The 16,772-nt window shown below is 39.8% G+C and carries 17 protein-coding genes; 14 read left to right on the top strand and 3 right to left on the bottom strand.

What is annotated here, in order from left to right:
- Nucleotides 1-87 precede the first annotated feature (87 nt).
- The 14 genes from paaD to BMZ55_RS08910 all read left to right on the top strand — a co-directional run bounded on the left by paaD (nucleotide 88) and on the right by BMZ55_RS08910 (nucleotide 13,853).
- Entirely contained in the window at nucleotides 88-555 is a 468-nt protein-coding gene (paaD, locus tag BMZ55_RS08975) for a 1,2-phenylacetyl-CoA epoxidase subunit PaaD (protein WP_089820174.1), read from the top strand.
- 147 nt (nucleotides 556-702) lie between these two features.
- On the top strand, nucleotides 703-1,500 hold the full coding sequence (locus tag BMZ55_RS08970) for an enoyl-CoA hydratase-related protein (RefSeq protein ID WP_089820051.1): 798 nt from the start codon (nucleotides 703-705) through the stop codon (nucleotides 1,498-1,500).
- 7 nt (nucleotides 1,501-1,507) lie between these two features.
- Nucleotides 1,508-2,737: a 3-hydroxyacyl-CoA dehydrogenase NAD-binding domain-containing protein gene (locus tag BMZ55_RS08965; RefSeq protein ID WP_089820050.1), complete on the top strand. Its 1,230-nt coding sequence runs from the start codon at nucleotides 1,508-1,510 to the stop codon at nucleotides 2,735-2,737.
- A 106-nt stretch (nucleotides 2,738-2,843) separates the two neighbouring features.
- Nucleotides 2,844-3,257, top strand: coding sequence for a PaaI family thioesterase (locus BMZ55_RS08960; protein WP_089820049.1), 414 nt, complete (start codon nucleotides 2,844-2,846; stop codon nucleotides 3,255-3,257).
- A 207-nt stretch (nucleotides 3,258-3,464) separates the two neighbouring features.
- Nucleotides 3,465-3,977 carry an RNA polymerase sigma factor gene (locus BMZ55_RS08955; protein ID WP_089820048.1) on the top strand — a complete coding sequence of 171 codons (513 nt, stop codon included), beginning with the start codon at nucleotides 3,465-3,467 and terminating at the stop codon, nucleotides 3,975-3,977.
- A 10-nt stretch (nucleotides 3,978-3,987) separates the two neighbouring features.
- Complete coding sequence (locus BMZ55_RS08950) at nucleotides 3,988-4,659, top strand: hypothetical protein (protein WP_089820047.1); 672 nt, start codon at nucleotides 3,988-3,990, stop codon at nucleotides 4,657-4,659.
- Between the two features lie 63 nt (nucleotides 4,660-4,722).
- Nucleotides 4,723-5,988, top strand: coding sequence for a DUF4252 domain-containing protein (locus BMZ55_RS08945; RefSeq protein ID WP_089820046.1), 1,266 nt, complete (start codon nucleotides 4,723-4,725; stop codon nucleotides 5,986-5,988).
- A gap of 5 nt (nucleotides 5,989-5,993) precedes the next feature.
- Nucleotides 5,994-6,518, top strand: coding sequence for a DUF4252 domain-containing protein (locus BMZ55_RS08940; RefSeq protein ID WP_089820045.1), 525 nt, complete (start codon nucleotides 5,994-5,996; stop codon nucleotides 6,516-6,518).
- Between the two features lie 44 nt (nucleotides 6,519-6,562).
- Nucleotides 6,563-9,106: a gliding motility-associated C-terminal domain-containing protein gene (locus BMZ55_RS08935; protein ID WP_089820044.1), complete on the top strand. Its 2,544-nt coding sequence runs from the start codon at nucleotides 6,563-6,565 to the stop codon at nucleotides 9,104-9,106.
- A gap of 71 nt (nucleotides 9,107-9,177) precedes the next feature.
- Nucleotides 9,178-10,638 carry an IMP dehydrogenase gene (gene guaB, locus BMZ55_RS08930; protein WP_089820043.1) on the top strand — a complete coding sequence of 487 codons (1,461 nt, stop codon included), beginning with the start codon at nucleotides 9,178-9,180 and terminating at the stop codon, nucleotides 10,636-10,638.
- A gap of 87 nt (nucleotides 10,639-10,725) precedes the next feature.
- Nucleotides 10,726-11,181 carry a DUF6759 domain-containing protein gene (locus tag BMZ55_RS08925; protein ID WP_089820042.1) on the top strand — a complete coding sequence of 152 codons (456 nt, stop codon included), beginning with the start codon at nucleotides 10,726-10,728 and terminating at the stop codon, nucleotides 11,179-11,181.
- A 190-nt stretch (nucleotides 11,182-11,371) separates the two neighbouring features.
- Nucleotides 11,372-12,409: a copper-containing nitrite reductase gene (nirK, locus tag BMZ55_RS08920; protein ID WP_089820041.1), complete on the top strand. Its 1,038-nt coding sequence runs from the start codon at nucleotides 11,372-11,374 to the stop codon at nucleotides 12,407-12,409.
- Between the two features lie 35 nt (nucleotides 12,410-12,444).
- The gene (locus BMZ55_RS08915; protein WP_089820173.1) at nucleotides 12,445-13,284 is read left to right on the top strand and encodes a formylglycine-generating enzyme family protein; all 840 of its coding nucleotides are present in this window, start codon (nucleotides 12,445-12,447) and stop codon (nucleotides 13,282-13,284) included.
- Entirely contained in the window at nucleotides 13,281-13,853 is a 573-nt protein-coding gene (locus tag BMZ55_RS08910; protein ID WP_317041317.1) for an SCO family protein, read from the top strand. Before BMZ55_RS08915 ends, BMZ55_RS08910 begins: the two co-directional genes overlap by 4 nt.
- Before the next feature lie 51 nt (nucleotides 13,854-13,904).
- Here BMZ55_RS08910 and BMZ55_RS08905 read toward each other — a convergent pair whose 3' ends face one another.
- From BMZ55_RS08905 to BMZ55_RS08895, 3 genes are all read right to left on the bottom strand, one after another.
- The gene (locus BMZ55_RS08905) at nucleotides 13,905-14,984 is read right to left on the bottom strand and encodes a DUF4407 domain-containing protein (RefSeq protein ID WP_394332637.1); all 1,080 of its coding nucleotides are present in this window, start codon (nucleotides 14,982-14,984) and stop codon (nucleotides 13,905-13,907) included.
- 140 nt (nucleotides 14,985-15,124) lie between these two features.
- Nucleotides 15,125-15,679, bottom strand: coding sequence for a crossover junction endodeoxyribonuclease RuvC (ruvC, locus tag BMZ55_RS08900; protein WP_039341399.1), 555 nt, complete (start codon nucleotides 15,677-15,679; stop codon nucleotides 15,125-15,127).
- 24 nt (nucleotides 15,680-15,703) lie between these two features.
- Nucleotides 15,704-16,765, bottom strand: a complete 1,062-nt coding sequence (locus BMZ55_RS08895; RefSeq protein ID WP_089820040.1) for a fatty acid desaturase — start codon at nucleotides 16,763-16,765, stop codon at nucleotides 15,704-15,706.
- Nucleotides 16,766-16,772 lie beyond the last annotated feature (7 nt).

The following is a 16,772-nucleotide window of genomic DNA, read 5'->3' as shown; positions in this document are numbered from 1 at the left end:
TTGCCTTTCATTTTCAAATTTCCACAATTTCAAATTCTCAAATTTAATTTTTGTGGTTTAAAAAATAATAGAAATTCTGTGGTTAAAATAGAAGAAAATTTATTCGAACTATTATCTCAAATTCCGGATCCCGAAATTCCCGTCATCAATATTGTTGAATTAGGAATTGTGCGGGAAGCTGAAATGATTTCTGAAAACGAAGCGGAAGTTGTGATTACACCGACGTACTCGGCATGTCCGGCGATGTTTAATATCGAAGAAGACATCGTTAAACTTTTTAAAGAAAACGGAATTTTAGCCAAAGTAACGACCAAAATTTCACCCATCTGGACCACCGATTGGATCACTGATGAAGCACGCGAAAAACTCCGCGCTTACGGAATTACGCCACCGGAAAAAGGAAATCACGAAGATCATCTGAACATTCCGAAAAAATGTCCGCGCTGTGGTTCCGAAAACACCAAACAAATCAGCCGCTTCGGTTCTACACTTTGCAAAGCCAGCTATCAGTGCATCGATTGTCTGGAACCTTTCGATTATTTTAAATGTCACTGACGATGTGGTGATGTGCTAAATTGATGTTTAAAAAGACAGTATTCAAAGCATTATTTTAAATGTAATTAAACCATTATCTTTGTTAAAATCCGATTAATATTGGAAAAATAAACACATTACCACATTAGCAAATCAACACCTCAAAATATGTACAACCAACTCGAAATAGAATCTCACCTCGACGGGAAACTGCAGATCGCTTATCTGAATGACGAAAAAACTTATAATAGTTTAAATAAAACTTTGCTCGCAGAGCTCCGAAAATTTGTTCACGACGGCAGCCGCGAGGAAAATGTGCGCTGTCTTGCGATTTCGGGACGTGGAAAAGCTTTCTGTTCCGGTCAGAATTTAAAAGACGCAATGTCATTAGGCGATGCTGACGAAGAAAGAGTCATTCAGCGCATGGTTATTGATTATTATAATCCATTAGTTAAAGAAATTGCAAACGCCAGAAAACCGGTAATTTCATTGGTAAACGGTCCGGCCGTAGGCGCTGGCGCGATGTTGGCTTTGATTTGTGATTTCACTTTAGCCACGGAATCGTCGTATTTTTCTCAGGCCTTTGTAAACATCGGATTAATTCCCGACACTGGCGGAACGTACTGGTTACCGAAACTTTTAGGAAGACAGCAGGCAAATTATCTGGCTTTTACAGGTAAAAAATTATCGGCTAAAGAGGCAAAAAATCTCGGTTTAATAGCTGATGTTTTCGAAGATGAAAACTTCATGGAAAATTCGATGGCAATTTTGGAACAAATTTCAAATTCACCAACGAAAGCCATTTCATTAACCAAAAAAGCCTTTAACGAATCATACGACAATACGCTGACTCAGCAACTTGACATTGAGGGAATTTTGCAGCAGGAAGCCGCAGAATCCGCAGATTTTATGGAAGGCGTGAGCGCATTTTTAGAAAAAAGAAAACCGGAATATAAGGGAAAATAGACAAAAGATGCAAGAACCAAGAACCAAGAAGCGCGAGAAATCTCAAATCTCAAATCTCGAATCTCAAATCTCCAAAGTAGGAATCATCGGTTCGGGAACCATGGGAATTGGCATTGCGCAGGTTGCAGCAACTTCCGGATGCCAAGTTTTTTTGTATGACGCCATCATTGCCCAAACCGAAAAATCTTTAGAAAACTTGCAAAAAGTTTTAGCCAGATTAGTTGAAAAACAAAAAATTACGCCAGAAAGCAGCGAAAATATTTTCCGGAAAATAAAACCTTGCGCTGAACTTTCGGATTTTAAAAATTGCGATTTGGTAATCGAAGCGATCATTGAAAACAAAGAAATCAAGACCAAAGTTTTCCAGCAACTGGAAGAAATTGTGTCTGAAAAATGTATTATTTCGAGCAATACGTCATCAATTTCAATTACATCACTTTCTTCAGAATTAAAAAATCCGGCCCGTTTTATTGGAATTCATTTTTTTAATCCCGCACCGCTGATGCCTTTGGTAGAAGTTATTCCTGGACTTTTAACCGAAGAAAATTTAGCGCCGGAAATTTATGCTTTAATGGAAAATTGGGGTAAAATTCCTGTCATTGCGAAAGATGTTCCGGGTTTTATTGTGAACCGAATTGCACGACCTTTTTATGGCGAAGCTCTGCGGATTGTCGAAGAAAATATCGCCACGGTTGAGCAGGTTGATGAAGCCATGCGAAGTTTGGGAAATTTCAAAATGGGACCTTTTGAACTCATGGATTTAATCGGAATTGACATCAATTTTTCAGTAACAAAAACAGTGTATGCCGATTATTTCTTCGATCCGAAATATAAACCGAGTTTGCTGCAACAAAGAATGGCAGAAGCGAAATTGCTGGGTAGAAAAACCGGAAAAGGATTTTTTGATTATTCGGAAAAGATTCAAGATGCAGGAACCAAAAGTCAAGAAATAAAAGCTGTTGAGCAAAATTCAGAAAAAACTGCCGAATTGCACCGAGAAATTTTCATGCGGATAATTTCTATGCTGGTGAATGAAGCGGTGGAAGCCAAAAGACTAGGCATTGCAAATGATGCTGACCTTGAACTCGCCATGCAAAAAGGGGTAAATTATCCGAAAGGTTTACTCGCGTGGGGTAAAGAAATTGGTTACCAGAAAATCTCGGAAACCTTGCAAAATCTTTACGAGGAATACCAAGAAGAAAGGTACAAACAAAGTCCGCTTCTTAAGAAGATGTAATTAAAATTATAATTAAAATTGAGAAAATATGCTGCTTTAAGCCCCTTTTTTTTTCAAAGATTCAAATTAGCAGATTTTCACATTCCCAAATTATCAAATTACCCCAATGACGCCACTAAAACTCGCGCAATATATGCTGAACCAGGATGAATTCTCAAAATGGATGGGAATAAAACTCATCGAAATCCGCGAAAAATATTGCAAAATAGAAATGCCGGTGAAAAAAGAAATGATCAACGGTTTAAGAACCGTTCATGGTGGCGTAACTTTTTCGCTTGCGGATTCCGCGCTGGCATTTTCGAGCAACAATACCAATGACGCATCGGTTGCTTTACATTGCGCGATGAATTTCACAAAAGCTGCGAAACTCGGTGATATTTTAACGGCTGAAAGCACCTTAATTTCCGAAACACGAAAAACCGGAATTTATGACATTTCGATAAAAAACCAGGACGAAATTCTGGTCGCGAGTTTCCGCGGGACGGTTTATAAAATTAATAAAAAAGTCACCGATTTATAGCGCACACCGCAACCCGACTTGAGCGGAGCTCTTTTTGCGGAGCGGAGCGGAGCAAAAAAGCGGGAGCGGAAGGCCGAAATGTTGTCCAAAAAAAATTTGCCGCTAAAACACCCAATTTTTCTAAACTTCAAAAACTATTTTGAAGTTTTTTTTATTTCCATGTAACAAATTTGTGATCTTCGTTGTCTTACCTATAGAAACTAAACTATGACTCACACGATTTTTAAAGAAACGGTTTTCTGTCTCAAAGATGAGATGTACCGTTTTGCGAAAAGATTTGTGGTCAGCAGTGACGAGGCTGAGGATGTTGTGCAGGATCTGATGCTGAAATTCTGGCAGAAAAAAGAGGAACTCGGCAGTTTTGGAAATCTGAAATCTTATGTGATGAAATCGGTGAAAAATGAATGTTTAAACCGACTGAAACATGAAGATGTGAAACTGGGTTTCGCGGATTTTCAGCAGCACCGAAGCGAGATTTACCACGTGGAAGCGAACAATTTGAAAGACCAGATCATCGGCTTCATTAACCAATTGCCGGAAAAGCAGAAAGCCGTGATTCACCTGAAAGATGTAGAAGATTTTGATGTGGCGGAAATCGGCGAAATCCTGGAAATGGAGCAAAATGCAGTTCGCGTAAATCTGATGCGCGCACGGCAGAAAGTGAAAGAGCAGATTGAAAAACTGATGGATTTCGAAAACAGAATGATCGAAAATTTATAAAATTTTTAAGATGGAAAAGAGCAAATCTCAAGATAAATATACCGAAATCACCCGGGAAATCCGCGAGGAAAAAATGAACTGGAGTTTCGAGGAATTTCTGGAAAAAGCAAATGAAGAGGAAAAAGTAATTCCGCTAAAAAAGGTCCAAAAAGGCGGTTATTTTCCGAAAAATTTTTGGATGGCGGCAAGCTTGATTTTGCTTTTTTCGGTTGGCGTTTTTTTCAAGTTTGGAAATTCAAATTCAGTTGAAGACCAAAATAACCTGGTGAAAAACGAGATTTTGAAAGAGAAAGACAACTTTCAGCATGAATCTAATTTCGCGGTGAATGCGGTAAATGACAGCGTGGAAGTTAGAAAAGACAGCATTATTTCCGATTCCAGCAGAACGGTAGAACAGTCGCCGGAAGTAGATATTATGGAAAAGATTTTACCGCGCCGGGGAAGAATCAGAAAAGACGTAAGACCGCGCTTCGCCGCAGTTTCATCGGAAATGTCCGATCATAAAAAAAACACAGAAAAGCCTGAATACGAATCGAATTACGTAATTATTAATGGCCAAAAAATAGAAAACGAACAGGAAGCGATTGACTTGACGAAGTATTCCTTCCGGATTTTGTCTGAAAATGTGTTGAAAACCGTGGCGCAAACCGATGTTATCACCGCAATTAACGAAGAATATTAAGCAAAATCAGCTATTCACTTTCAGCAGTCTTCTGTGAAACTTTTAACCCAAAAAAACTGTATCATGAAAAAACTTCTTTTAATATTAGCACTTACTTTTTCGTATTTTTTCCAAATCAATGCGCAAAAAGATAAACTGGATCAGCTTTTTGAAAAATACCAGGAAGCCGACGGCGTAACATCGATAAAAATCGCCAAACCGATGTTCAACATGCTGAACAAGCTGAATATCGCGGACGACGAATTGTCGCAAATCAAACCTTTGTTGAGCAAAATCAACAGCTTGAAAATTTTAATTCTGGAAAAACCAGAAGCTACGACCACCGTCGCAAATCAAAATCAAATGCAATTGTTTCAAAAATTGCAGAACGAAATCGGGACTTCGCTGAAAAACCTGAAATACGAGGAACTCATCACGGTGAATAGCAAAGACAACAAAATTAAATTTCTCTCCACCGATGCGGCAAATGGGATTTTGGATGATTTGTTAATCAGCATTAATTCCGACGGAAATACGGTTTTGATGATGCTGGACGGCAAAATATCGATGGACGATGTGAATAAACTGGTGAATGAAGCACAGAATTCCGCGCCGAAAAGTTCGGTAACCACGGAAAACATCAATTCAAACGGTGTAACCCAAGTACGGAATGTCGGAAAATTTACAGGAATTTCGGTTTCCAGTGGAATAAAAGTAAATTTCACACAGGGAAATAATCAAACCGTGGTCGTAGAAACCAATCCGAACCTTCAGGAATATGTTTCTACGGAAGTTGAAAATGGAATTTTGGTAATTTCAGTGAAAAATACCGGCAAGAAAAACCTTAATTTTAAAAAACTTCTGGTAACCATTGAAGCGCCGCGCTTATCATCATTGAAAGTGAATTCCGGTTCGTTTTTCACCACAGTGAACACGGTAAATGAAAATGATTTTGCGGCAGAAGTTTCTTCCGGTGCCAATCTTACCGCCAATTTAAATGTAAAAAACCTGACCAAAATCGATATTAATTCCGGTTCTTCAATGCGACTTGATCTGCAAACCAAAACATTGGAACTGGAGGGAAGCAGCGGCTCAATGGCGACCGTTACCGGAACTGCGGAAAACAGTGTGGTAAATCTTTCCAGCGCGGCCTCTTACAACGGCCAGGAACTGATTTCGAAAAACAGCGCAGCGCGTGCTTCATCAGGTTCAAGTATTAAAATCAACGCTACTGAAAGTTTAAACGCTGCAGCAACTTCAGCCGCTTCCATCCGATACAGCGGAAACCCGAAAAAAGTGCTGGGTGGCGAAAAAACTTCAAGTGGCGGAAGCGTTAAATCTATAAACTAAAAACCATGAAAAAACTCTATTTTGTCCCCGTACTTTTTGTGATGCTGTTCGCGCTGCAGTCGTGTATGGTATCCTCCAGCCCGAACATGGCGTTTTTCGATAATCCGTATTACGATTACAAAGACGCGCGATTTACAAGCGTAAACGTCCCGATGTTTCTGGCAAAACCAATGGTGAAAAAAGCTTTGCGCGAAGACGGTGAAAGTGAAGAACTCATCAGGCTCATCAAAAAGATCTCTGATATTAAGGTGATGAGCATAGAAAACGGAAATCAGGAAATGGTGGCAGATTTCGCGAAGTATCTTACAAAAAATAATTTTGAAGAATGGGTAACCGTGAAAAAAGACAACGAAATCATTAATTTTCAGGCAAAGCAGAAAGGGGAAAGTATCCGCAAACTTCTCATCACCATCGCTTCGGGCAAAGAACTGGTTTATGTGGATATTTCCGGAAAGTTCACTGCGGATGATATTTCCAAAATGATCAATTATTCGGAGAAAAACGAAATCCGAAACAAAATGGCTAATTAAATATTATTGTAGCAAGAGTGCTTTATTTTTTTTAAATTTAGAGCATGAAATTCAGTAAAATCTTAATAAGCCTTTTTCTGTGCTTAGGTATTTTTTCAAAGGCGCAATTAGATTTAGAGCACTGGTTTCCGCCTGTCTACCAAAGTGGCAGCCTCTATAAACTTTCAGAATTTGCCATTTATCTTTCTACGGAAAAAGAAGAACCTTTTAAGGTAAACGTGTACAGCAATAATATCCTGCTGAAAACGGTGGAAATAAGCAAATCAAATCCGTTCAGTTTTCAGATTGAGGATACAAGTATGATTTTGGTTTCAACCGACCGGCGTGTAATGAAAGTTTTACAAGCCGGTATTCACCTGGCGGGTGAAAAAAGCTTTTACGCCAGTTTACGGCTTGCAACGGGAAGAACAGTAACTTCCGCACCCATCGCTGATGTTTTATCTTCAAAAGGGAAATCAGGTTTAGGTAAAGATTTTTTTACGGTTATGGACCAGATTATCCTGTACGGCAACAACCCGAGTGGGATGAATTATTTTGCCTCGGTAATTGCCACTAAAGATAATACGCACGTAAAAGTTTCCGATTACGATAAAACCATCATATTTTCTGACGACCAAAAGCACGAAAATTTAGAATTTACCTTGCAGAAAGGTGAATCTTATATTATCGCAATGGATAAAAGTAAAAATAATCCGAGCGGTATTTTAGATGATAATGACCCGAATTTAATTGGCATGCGAATTACCACCGACCAGCCGGTGATTGTTTCCAATGGAAATTTCGCAAGTCAGAACATTGGTGCGGAAGGCCCGGGAAACATGAATCTTGATCAGGCGATGCCCATTACGAAAATCGGCAAAGAATATTTTATCGCTAACGCAATGACAAAAACTGAAGCCGGATTGGAAAAAGTGATTGTTTTTGCCACAAAAAACGGTACCAAAGTTTACTTTAACAATGAAACTGAACCGTATAAAATCCTAAATAAAGGAGAACATTTTATAAGCCCTTCACCAAACCGCAGAAATACATGGGTTGATGGCACGCAAGAAGGTTTTAAAAATGAGGACGCGATGGAAATCGCTACGCGTGGCATGTTCATTCGTACATCGCAACCCGCTTACTTATACCAATTGATTGGCGGCTATAATTTTATGGTGCGCGGACCCGTTCCCGACAGAACCGACTTTACGAGCGGAATGCTTTTTTCTTACCCTCTCGATAAAGATTATTTGCCAGACCCGCGGCAAAATTTATCCAATACCATTCAGATTCCGAAGATTAATGAGTTGGGTGCAGTTTTCGTCGTTAACAACAAAGTAATTGTAAAAACGCCCAGCAATGCTTCGGTTATTTTTAATGGCGCTCCGGTTACTGAATTTTCGGATATTCCCGGAAAAGCGGGTTGGTCCTATTTTACCAGAATAAATTTAGGCGGTGATATCAGCGTAAATTCCAATAAAAGTTTGATGGTAGATACCGTTGGCGGTTATCGATATGCCGGCTATGGCGCAGGATATACTGGCTTCTCCAATGATCCTTTCATCATAAAAAATGGAAATTGCATCGAAGAAGGCGTTTTTTTATACCTCAATAATAATGATTTTGACGGTTTTCAGTGGAAGCGCGATGGCGTAAATATTCCGGGTGAAAACAAGCCTACGATAATCCCCAAACTTCCGGGAAATTACACCTGCGTGCTTTCGTATATGGATTTTACATTCACCACTACTCCTATCCGCGTGGATGGCTGTCCTTACCGGGTGATTGAAAAAGATGAGGGGTTACAGTGTCTTTCTTTTACTGCAGATGCGTCTTTTTCGCCACCGCGACCGAGAGACGTTGTGGTTTCCACGAAAATTCTAACTGAACCCTTACGCGGAAAAGCGCGAATCGTTGATGAAGTTTTATTCGTAGAAATTGACAAAGACTTTTCTGGTGAAAACAGATTAGTTTATGAAATTAAAGGTGAAAGCGGCTTTTCGCAAACGGTTAAATTAAATTTTTCAATTTATCCACCGCCAAATGTTCAGCTGCAGGAATCTATTTTCCCAAAAGGTTTCCGAAACACAAGTTATGTGTATAATCTCGCGGAAGCAGTTATTTCAAATCCGGGAAATAACCGAATCCGCTATTTCCAAACGGAAGACGCAAATTCTTCAAGTGAAATAACCGGTTCCGTCATCAATAATTTCGCTACCACAAAAACTGAAGTTTTCGCCCAGATTATTTACGGAAGCGGCTGCACTATTTTAATTCCCATCAGCCTTACTCAAACTAAAATCCCGGACCAACCAGGAGATCCAAACGCGCTTTTAAACAACTTTTTCTCACCAAATAGTGATGGAATTAATGATTTCTGGTGTTATGAAAACCTGGGAAATCTATCTACGCTTAGGCTTGCAATCTACGATCGGTACGGCACGAAAGTCTATGAACACACCAATAATGAATCGTGTTGGGATGGTAAAAATAAGAACGGCATCAGTTTTCCGGTCGGGACGTATTGGGTATTTTACATCGTTACCGATTCCGAAGGAAATAAAATCCAGAAATCGCAATGGGTCGTGCTGAAAAACTCAAATTAAAAATTTGCCGTTAAAAGAGGCAAATTTTTCATTTTAAATAAAAATTGCTTAATTTTGCACAGAAAGTAAAGATGTCTATTCACAACAAAATCGTAGAAACTGCCATCACTTTCGATGACGTTCTGTTAATTCCTTCTTATTCCGAAGTTTTACCTAATCAGGTTTCCCTAAAATCACGACTTTCCGATAAAATTACGCTTCAGACTCCGATTATTTCGGCAGCGATGGATACCGTTACCGAAGCTGAAATGGCTATTGCGCTCGCGCGAATCGGTGGTTTGGGTTTTATCCATAAAAATATGCCGATTGAGGAGCAGGCTTCGCAGGTTTACCGCGTGAAACGTTCGGAAAACGGCATGATTTCCGACCCGGTTACTTTAACAAAAGACCATACTTTAAAAGAAGCGCGCGATCTGATGGCGACTTACAAAATCTCTGGTTTACCAGTGGTTGATGAAGAAAATACGCTGATCGGAATCATTACAAACCGCGACGTAAAATATCAGCAAAATCTCGATGCGAAGGTGGAAGAATTAATGACGAAAGATAAGCTAATTACTTCCGACAAAGCAACCACGCTGGAACAGGCAAAAGAAATACTGCTTCAAAACCGCATTGAAAAGCTTCCGATTGTTGACCAGAACTTCAAACTGGTTGGTTTAATTACTATTAAAGACATCGACAACCAAATGGAATATCCAAATGCGAACAAAGACCAAAATGGCCGCCTGATTGTAGGTGCCGGGGTTGGTGTTGGCGAAGATACCATTGACCGCGTTACCGCTTTGGTAAATGCCGGAGTTGATATTATCGCTGTAGATTCAGCGCATGGTCATTCTAAGGGTGTTCTCGATAAAGTTGCAGAAATACGTAAAAATTTCCCTGATTTAGATATTGTCGGCGGAAATATCGTAACGGATGAAGGGGCTAAAGATTTAATTGAAGCCGGTGCCAATATTCTTAAAGTAGGCGTTGGTCCGGGCTCCATCTGTACCACCAGAGTTGTTGCCGGTGTTGGCGTTCCGCAACTTTCCGCGATTTACAATGTTTTCGAATATGCAAAAAGTAAAAATGTTGCTGTTATCGCTGATGGTGGAATTAAACTTTCCGGTGACATCGTAAAAGCTTTGGCTTCGGGTGCAAGCGCGGTAATGCTCGGCTCATTACTGGCCGGAACTGATGAAGCTCCAGGTGAAGAAATTATTTTCCAAGGAAGAAAATTCAAATCTTATCAGGGAATGGGCTCGCTTTCTGCGATGCGAAGAGGCGGAAAAGAAAGATATTTTCAAAGCGAAGCGAAAAAATTTGTTCCGGAAGGAATTGAAGGTCGCGTTCCGCACAAAGGAAGTTTGGAAGATGTAGTTTTTCAGCTCACAGGCGGCATCCGTGCCGGTATGGGATATTGCGGCACGAAAGACATTACCACTTTGCAGAACGAAGGTAAAATGGTGATGATTACCGGAAGCGGTTTGAAAGAATCTCATCCGCACGACGTGATTATCACGCAGGAAGCACCGAATTATTCATTGTAAAAACAAGGTTTTTTTTAAAAATTTATGCCGGAGTTCTGCTTCGGCGTTTTGTTGTAATTTTATTATATTTACTTTTTTAGAAGTTTTATGAAATCTATTTTTTCGGGGTTTTTACTGCTTTTTTTTCTGAGTTGCGAGGTTTTGCCACCGGGAAGCGTCTACCGCTCTCCTGCCGGTCAGGCACCGACCAACGCTTCGGCGCCGAAAAACGAAGGTTCAGAATTTGACCAGCTGATGGCAAAAGACCAGATCGATAAAAGAAAAGTTACCGCTGAAGTGCTGACTTACCTTTTAAATGATCCTGACCCGACGGAAAAACAAACAGGCGCCGTCATCGAAAATAGATCCAACTGTAATATTATTATTAGGCTGGTTGGCATTAATTCTACAAAAATTTACAATTTGCCAGTTCCGCGTCAGTCTAAAAACCAATTTGTCATCGATAAAGGAAATTACACTTTAAAATCAGATATTTGCGGCGCGAATTATTATTCTCAAAAAGACATTACAGAACCGCTGATCTTGAAACTTTCCAATAATTAAATTTTAACCGAACCAAAAACATTTTTTGACAACCATCAGAAATAACCAAAATATGCTCATTTCACCCGGAAAATTTAATGCAGAAGAAAGCTATTTCCAGATGATAAAATTCATATCAGCAAATTTTGAAATAAAGTCTAATTAGGATAATTTTGTCCTATTAAAAAACAGTAAAAAAAATCTCTTTAAAATGAAAAGAATTATCACAAGTTTTGCATTAGCCCTTTTAACATTACAGGCGTGCAAACAAACCACAGGCGACAACGGCGCTAAAACTACTGAAAATTCTGCAATGGATATGAAGGTAAGTGGTGAAACAGAAGTGCAGAAAAAATTAGACCCGCCAATGGTTCCTGCCGCAATCGGTAACAGAGCAGCGAAAAAAGTTGTAGTTCACCTGGAAGCTACTGAAGAAGAAGGCGAATTGGCTGATGGTGTAACTTACAAATTCTGGACTTTCAACAGTACAGTACCGGGAACTTTCATTAGAATCCGTGTAGGTGACGAAGTGGAGCTTCACCTGAAAAACGCAAGTAACAGCGTAATGCCGCATAACATCGACCTTCACGCTGTGAACGGCCCAGGTGGTGGTGCTGAAGCTACCAACGTTGCACCGGGAAAAGAAGCGATCTTCAATTTCAAAGCTTTAAATCCAGGTCTTTATGTGTATCACTGTGCTGCAGCGCCAGTTCCATTACACATTGCAAACGGTATGTACGGTTTGATCCTAGTAGAACCGGAAGGTGGATTGCCAAAAGTTGACCGTGAATATTACATCATGCAAGGTGAATTCTACACCAAAGGAAAAACCGACGAAAAAGGTCTTCAGGAATTCGATCAGGACAAAGGTGTTGACGAAAGACCAACTTATGTTGTCTTCAACGGTAAGAAAAACAAATTGATGGGTGCAGACGCTTTGGAAGCTAAAGTAGGTGAAACAGTTCGTTTCTTTGTAGGTAATGGTGGACCAAACTTGGTATCTTCATTCCACGTGATTGGCGAAATCTTCGATAGAGTTTACGTAGAAGGTGGCGACATGATCAACAAAAATGTTCAGACAACTGTAATCCCTGCTGGTGGAGCTGCAATGGTAGAATTCAAAGTAGAAGAGCCAGGAAACTATATTTTAGTGGACCACTCTATTTTCCGCGCCTTCAACAAAGGAGCTATCGGAATGCTGAAAGTTACCGGCGAGAAAAATCCAAAAATTTTCCATAAAGTTCAATAATATTGTTCACTTATAAATCAGTAAAAGAAATCACCATGTCTAAAATTTTTAAAATAATCTTATTCTTTGGTGGTTTCTTTTTTCTACTCACCGCCTGCGAAAAGATTTCCGCCACCAATACGCACAAAGATTCTTTAAATCATTTAGAAGAAGCTGCAATCACACCGGATGTAAAAATGGTTTTGATTAAAGGTGCCGAGTATCAGCCATTTTATGGTGAAGACAGCTCTTTTGTAGAAGTTCAGGATTTTTTACTCGATGAAAGACCTGTTACCAACGCTGAATTCTTAGATTTTGTAAAGAAAAATCCGAAATGGAAACGCAGCAATGTTAAAGCCGCTTTCGCTGATGAAACCTATCTGAAAGACTGGCAGGACGACGAAACTTTACCCAAAGGTGCAAATCCTAATGCAGCTGTAACGTTCGTTTCCTGGTTTGCCGCAAAAGCATATGCTAAAAGTGCCGGCAAAAGATTGCCAACTCTGGACGAATGGGAATTTGTGGCGATGTCAGATGAAGAAAGCGCAAATGCGCGAGACAAACCAACCTACTCCTCTCACCTTATCAATCTTTATAATGAAAAAAATCGGGAGAAACACCCGGTAAAAATTTCAAAACCCAATTATTGGGGCGCTTATAATATGTTTGATCTGGTTTGGGAATGGACGGACGATTTTAACTCAATAATGACGACGAGCGATTCCAGAACTGCTGAATTTGATGACAAAGGTTTATTCTGCGCCGCAGCTGCGACCAGCACAACCGATGTTTTAAATTACGCCTCGTACATGCGTTACGCGTTCCGCTCCAGTTTAAAAGCAAATTACACGGTAGGAAATCTCGGTTTCCGATGTGCTAAAGATGTAACAAAATGATGAAAAATATTTTTATCCTGCTCTTTTCGGTATTTTTTCTGTTTTCCTGTAAAGAAAACGAAGTTCCGAAAAACGAAAAAAAAGCCCTGAATGAGTCGATATTTTTATTGGATTCAAAATGGGAAAACCAGGATGCAAAGCAACTTCAGCTCCGCGATCTGAAAGGTAAAAACCTTGTCATGGTCATGATTTTCACAAGCTGTAAAACTGCCTGTCCGCTTTTGGTTTCAGACATGAAAAAAATCGCTAAGAAAATCGATGCAGACAAACTGAAAGAAACCACAATGGTAATGGTTTCCATAGATCCGGAAAATGATACGCCGGAAGTTTTGAAACAGTACGCCGCGCAAAATAAAATTTCCGGTGAGCCCTGGTTATTTCTGCGCAGTGACAAAGAATCTGTACGCGAACTCGCGAATGTTTTAGCGGTAAAATATAAAAAGATTTCACCGATTGTTTTTTCTCATTCCAACATTATCACCGTTTTCAACAAGGAAGGTGAAATGGTAAAACAAGCCGAAGGAACCGTAAACGCTGATGAAGTTGCGCAAACGGTAAATCAGTTATAAATTAAACTTTTTAAACACAAAAAAAACCTGCTTAAAGCAGGTTTTTTTTTATTATTCATCTTCACCGAGACGGTCTTTAAAATCTTCAATCCGATGGTTGGTTAAAGCATTTCCTTTTTCCACTTTTTCTTTTGAATAAAGCCGGAAATCGTTCTCGGTTTTTTCTAAAAGATGATCGTACGGTCCAACGGTCGAAATTAATTTAACCAAAACCGGCGCAATTTCCAGTGTGATGAATAAGCCCATGATAAAAGCCGCCGCGACTGCGATTATCGCTGAATTTTTGCCCAATTCATCCAAAGCCTGCAAACGCGCCGCAAAACCGTTAAACTGATCTTCAAAAGTTTCAGTTTTATCGCGCTCTTTTTCGATGTTGGTGTACACTTTAGAAACTTCCTTATCAAGATATTCCAGGCGCGGCGCCATTTGTTTCTGATAATTTTCAAGATCCGCCCGGCGCTGTTCTTTCAGTTCAGCTTTTCGTTTAGCATTCGACCCGAAACCCACTTTTCCGCTGGTTAATCCGCTTTGTTTTCCTAAAATTTCTTTTTCAAGTTCCACCGAAGCAGAATCATAAGATTTTTGGTATTCTGCAATTTTGGTTTGAATTTGATTCTTTTCGGTTTCAAAAGGTCCGGATTGCTGCAAAATTCGTCCGTTCATTTCGGCTTGCAACTGCGTTTTATTTCGTTGAATAATGGTGTTCAGTTGCTTATTCACTTCTTTTTCAAAAATCTTCAGCTCCAACGGTTTTGAAATAATAATGCCCAAAAAAGCAGCTAAAATTAATCGCGGAATTGCCATTAAAATCTGGTTCCACCACGGCCCTGTTTTTTTAATCGAAGAAACAATGTAACGGTCTAAATTGAAAATCATTAAACCCCACAAAACTGCGAAACCTACCGAAATCCAGATATTGTCGAACACCGTGAACATCGCGTAACCCGCAGAAAGTGTGGCGAAAATCGCGGTGAAAAGCACAATTCCGCCAATTCCGGAAAATTTGTTCCATTCGCTAGGAGTTTTTCTTAAAATATGAATATTTCCACCGGAGCAAACCATCAGAAATTTCTGAAACCAGTTCATAGAATGACCTGCAGAATTCACCGGATTTATTTTTTGATTTTTCATGCTTAGAAGCGCTAATAATTAATTGGTCTTAGAAAACGCAACAATGTTACAAATAGTATTAGGTTTAGCCAAGTAAATGCTTTGTAAATATGCTGTAAATGTAATTTACAAAAAAGGATTTTGATTTTTAAGTACTTAGCTTATTTCAGCCGCTCCGGATTCTGTTTCAGGAAACTGTCCCAGCCAGTGTAGGATTTATCCTGTGAAATGCTTCCGGAATTGAAATGATGACAAACCGCCACCGCCAAACCGTCTGAAGCATCCAGGTATTTCGTCGGAAATTCCTTGAGATTCAGCAAAGTTTTAAGCATTCCTGCAACCTGTTCTTTGCTGGCGTTTCCGTTTCCGGTGATTGCCATTTTGATTTTCTTCGGGGAATATTCCGTAATCGGCACATCGCGGTAAAGCGACGCCGCCATCGCTACGCCCTGTGCGCGACCCAACTTCAACATGGACTGTACATTTTTACCGAAAAACGGCGCTTCAAGAGCAACCTCATCCGGATGAAATTCATCAATCAAAGATAAAGTCCGTTCAAAAATATATTTGAGTTTGGTTTCGTGGTTTGGATACTTTTTCAGGATCAGCTCGTGAATGGAAAGCAGTTCCATTTTACTTCCCTTGACAGAAATTAGTCCGAAACCCATAATCGTAGTTCCGGGATCAATTCCTAAAATAATTTTTTCAGTCGCCATCAGCGCAAAGGTAAGAAAGTACTTTTACGATCGAACGCGAATTTTCTTCAGATGCGAAAATTTAATCATCCGGTTATTTTCCTCGTCCCAAAGCGTGTAAAAAGCATATTTTAAACTGCCCCACCAAGTAATTTGCGAAACGTGTTTCTGGAAAATCGGGTTTTCTTCGCTGCATTTTTTCAGTTTGTAAAACGGGATTTTCGGTGCCAAATGATGCAAATGATGGTAACCGATATTTCCGGTAAAAAAGTTCAAAATAGCCGGTAATTTATAATACGAACTTCCTTTGATCGCCGCCAGCACATATTCCCAGTCTTTTTTCCAAGCTTTGTAATTTGGATCATGCTGATGTTGCATGTAGAAAAACCAAATCGCGGTAAAAACGAAAGTCAGCAAAATCGGCACATAAATAAACGCGAGTTTTTTAAAGCCGTAAGCCAAATCAAAGCTCGGTAACGACAGTAAAAGCCCGAGAACTGCGAAAAATAAAACCAAAAACAAGTTCGTAAAATGCAGCATTTTTCTTTCTTTATCCCAACCTTTCAAGGTGATGAACGGAATGCGGTTGTGCACGAAAATATAGTAAGCCGGCCCGATGATGAACATTACAGGAAATGAACGGTAAATGCGGTATTTGAATTTTGCAAACTTTGAAAGCGCTTCGTATTCGCGAACGGTTAAAAGGTTGACATCGCCAATGGTTCTTGTATCAAGTTGCCCTTGGTGCGCGTGGTGATGGTTGTGGGATCTTGCCCAATATTTATAGGGAATACAAGTCAGAAAGCTTGTGATAAAGCCGGTTACATCGTTTTTTTTACGGTCGGGGAAAAACGCGTTGTGGCCACAATCATGCTGAATGATGAAGACGCGGGTTAAAAAAAGTCCGCCCACGATACAAACCGCCAAAGTTGCAATCAGTGAATATTCGTAGAGAATTGAGGCTAAAATAAATATTCCGATGAAGGGTAAAATGGTATTGAAAATCTGTTTCCAGGCGAGGTCCGTTTCCGGCGATGCGTAGGGTTTAATAAGTTTTTTCCAGTCTTTGAGGTCGTGAATGATCTGTTGTTCTTGCTCTTGAGTCATGTAAAGT

The organism is Kaistella treverensis, from assembly GCF_900114045.1.
Classification (GTDB): Bacteria; Bacteroidota; Bacteroidia; order Flavobacteriales; family Weeksellaceae; genus Kaistella; species Kaistella treverensis.
The sequence above is the reverse complement of the archived record's forward strand: the minus strand, read 5'-3'. Positions and strand labels throughout refer to the sequence as shown.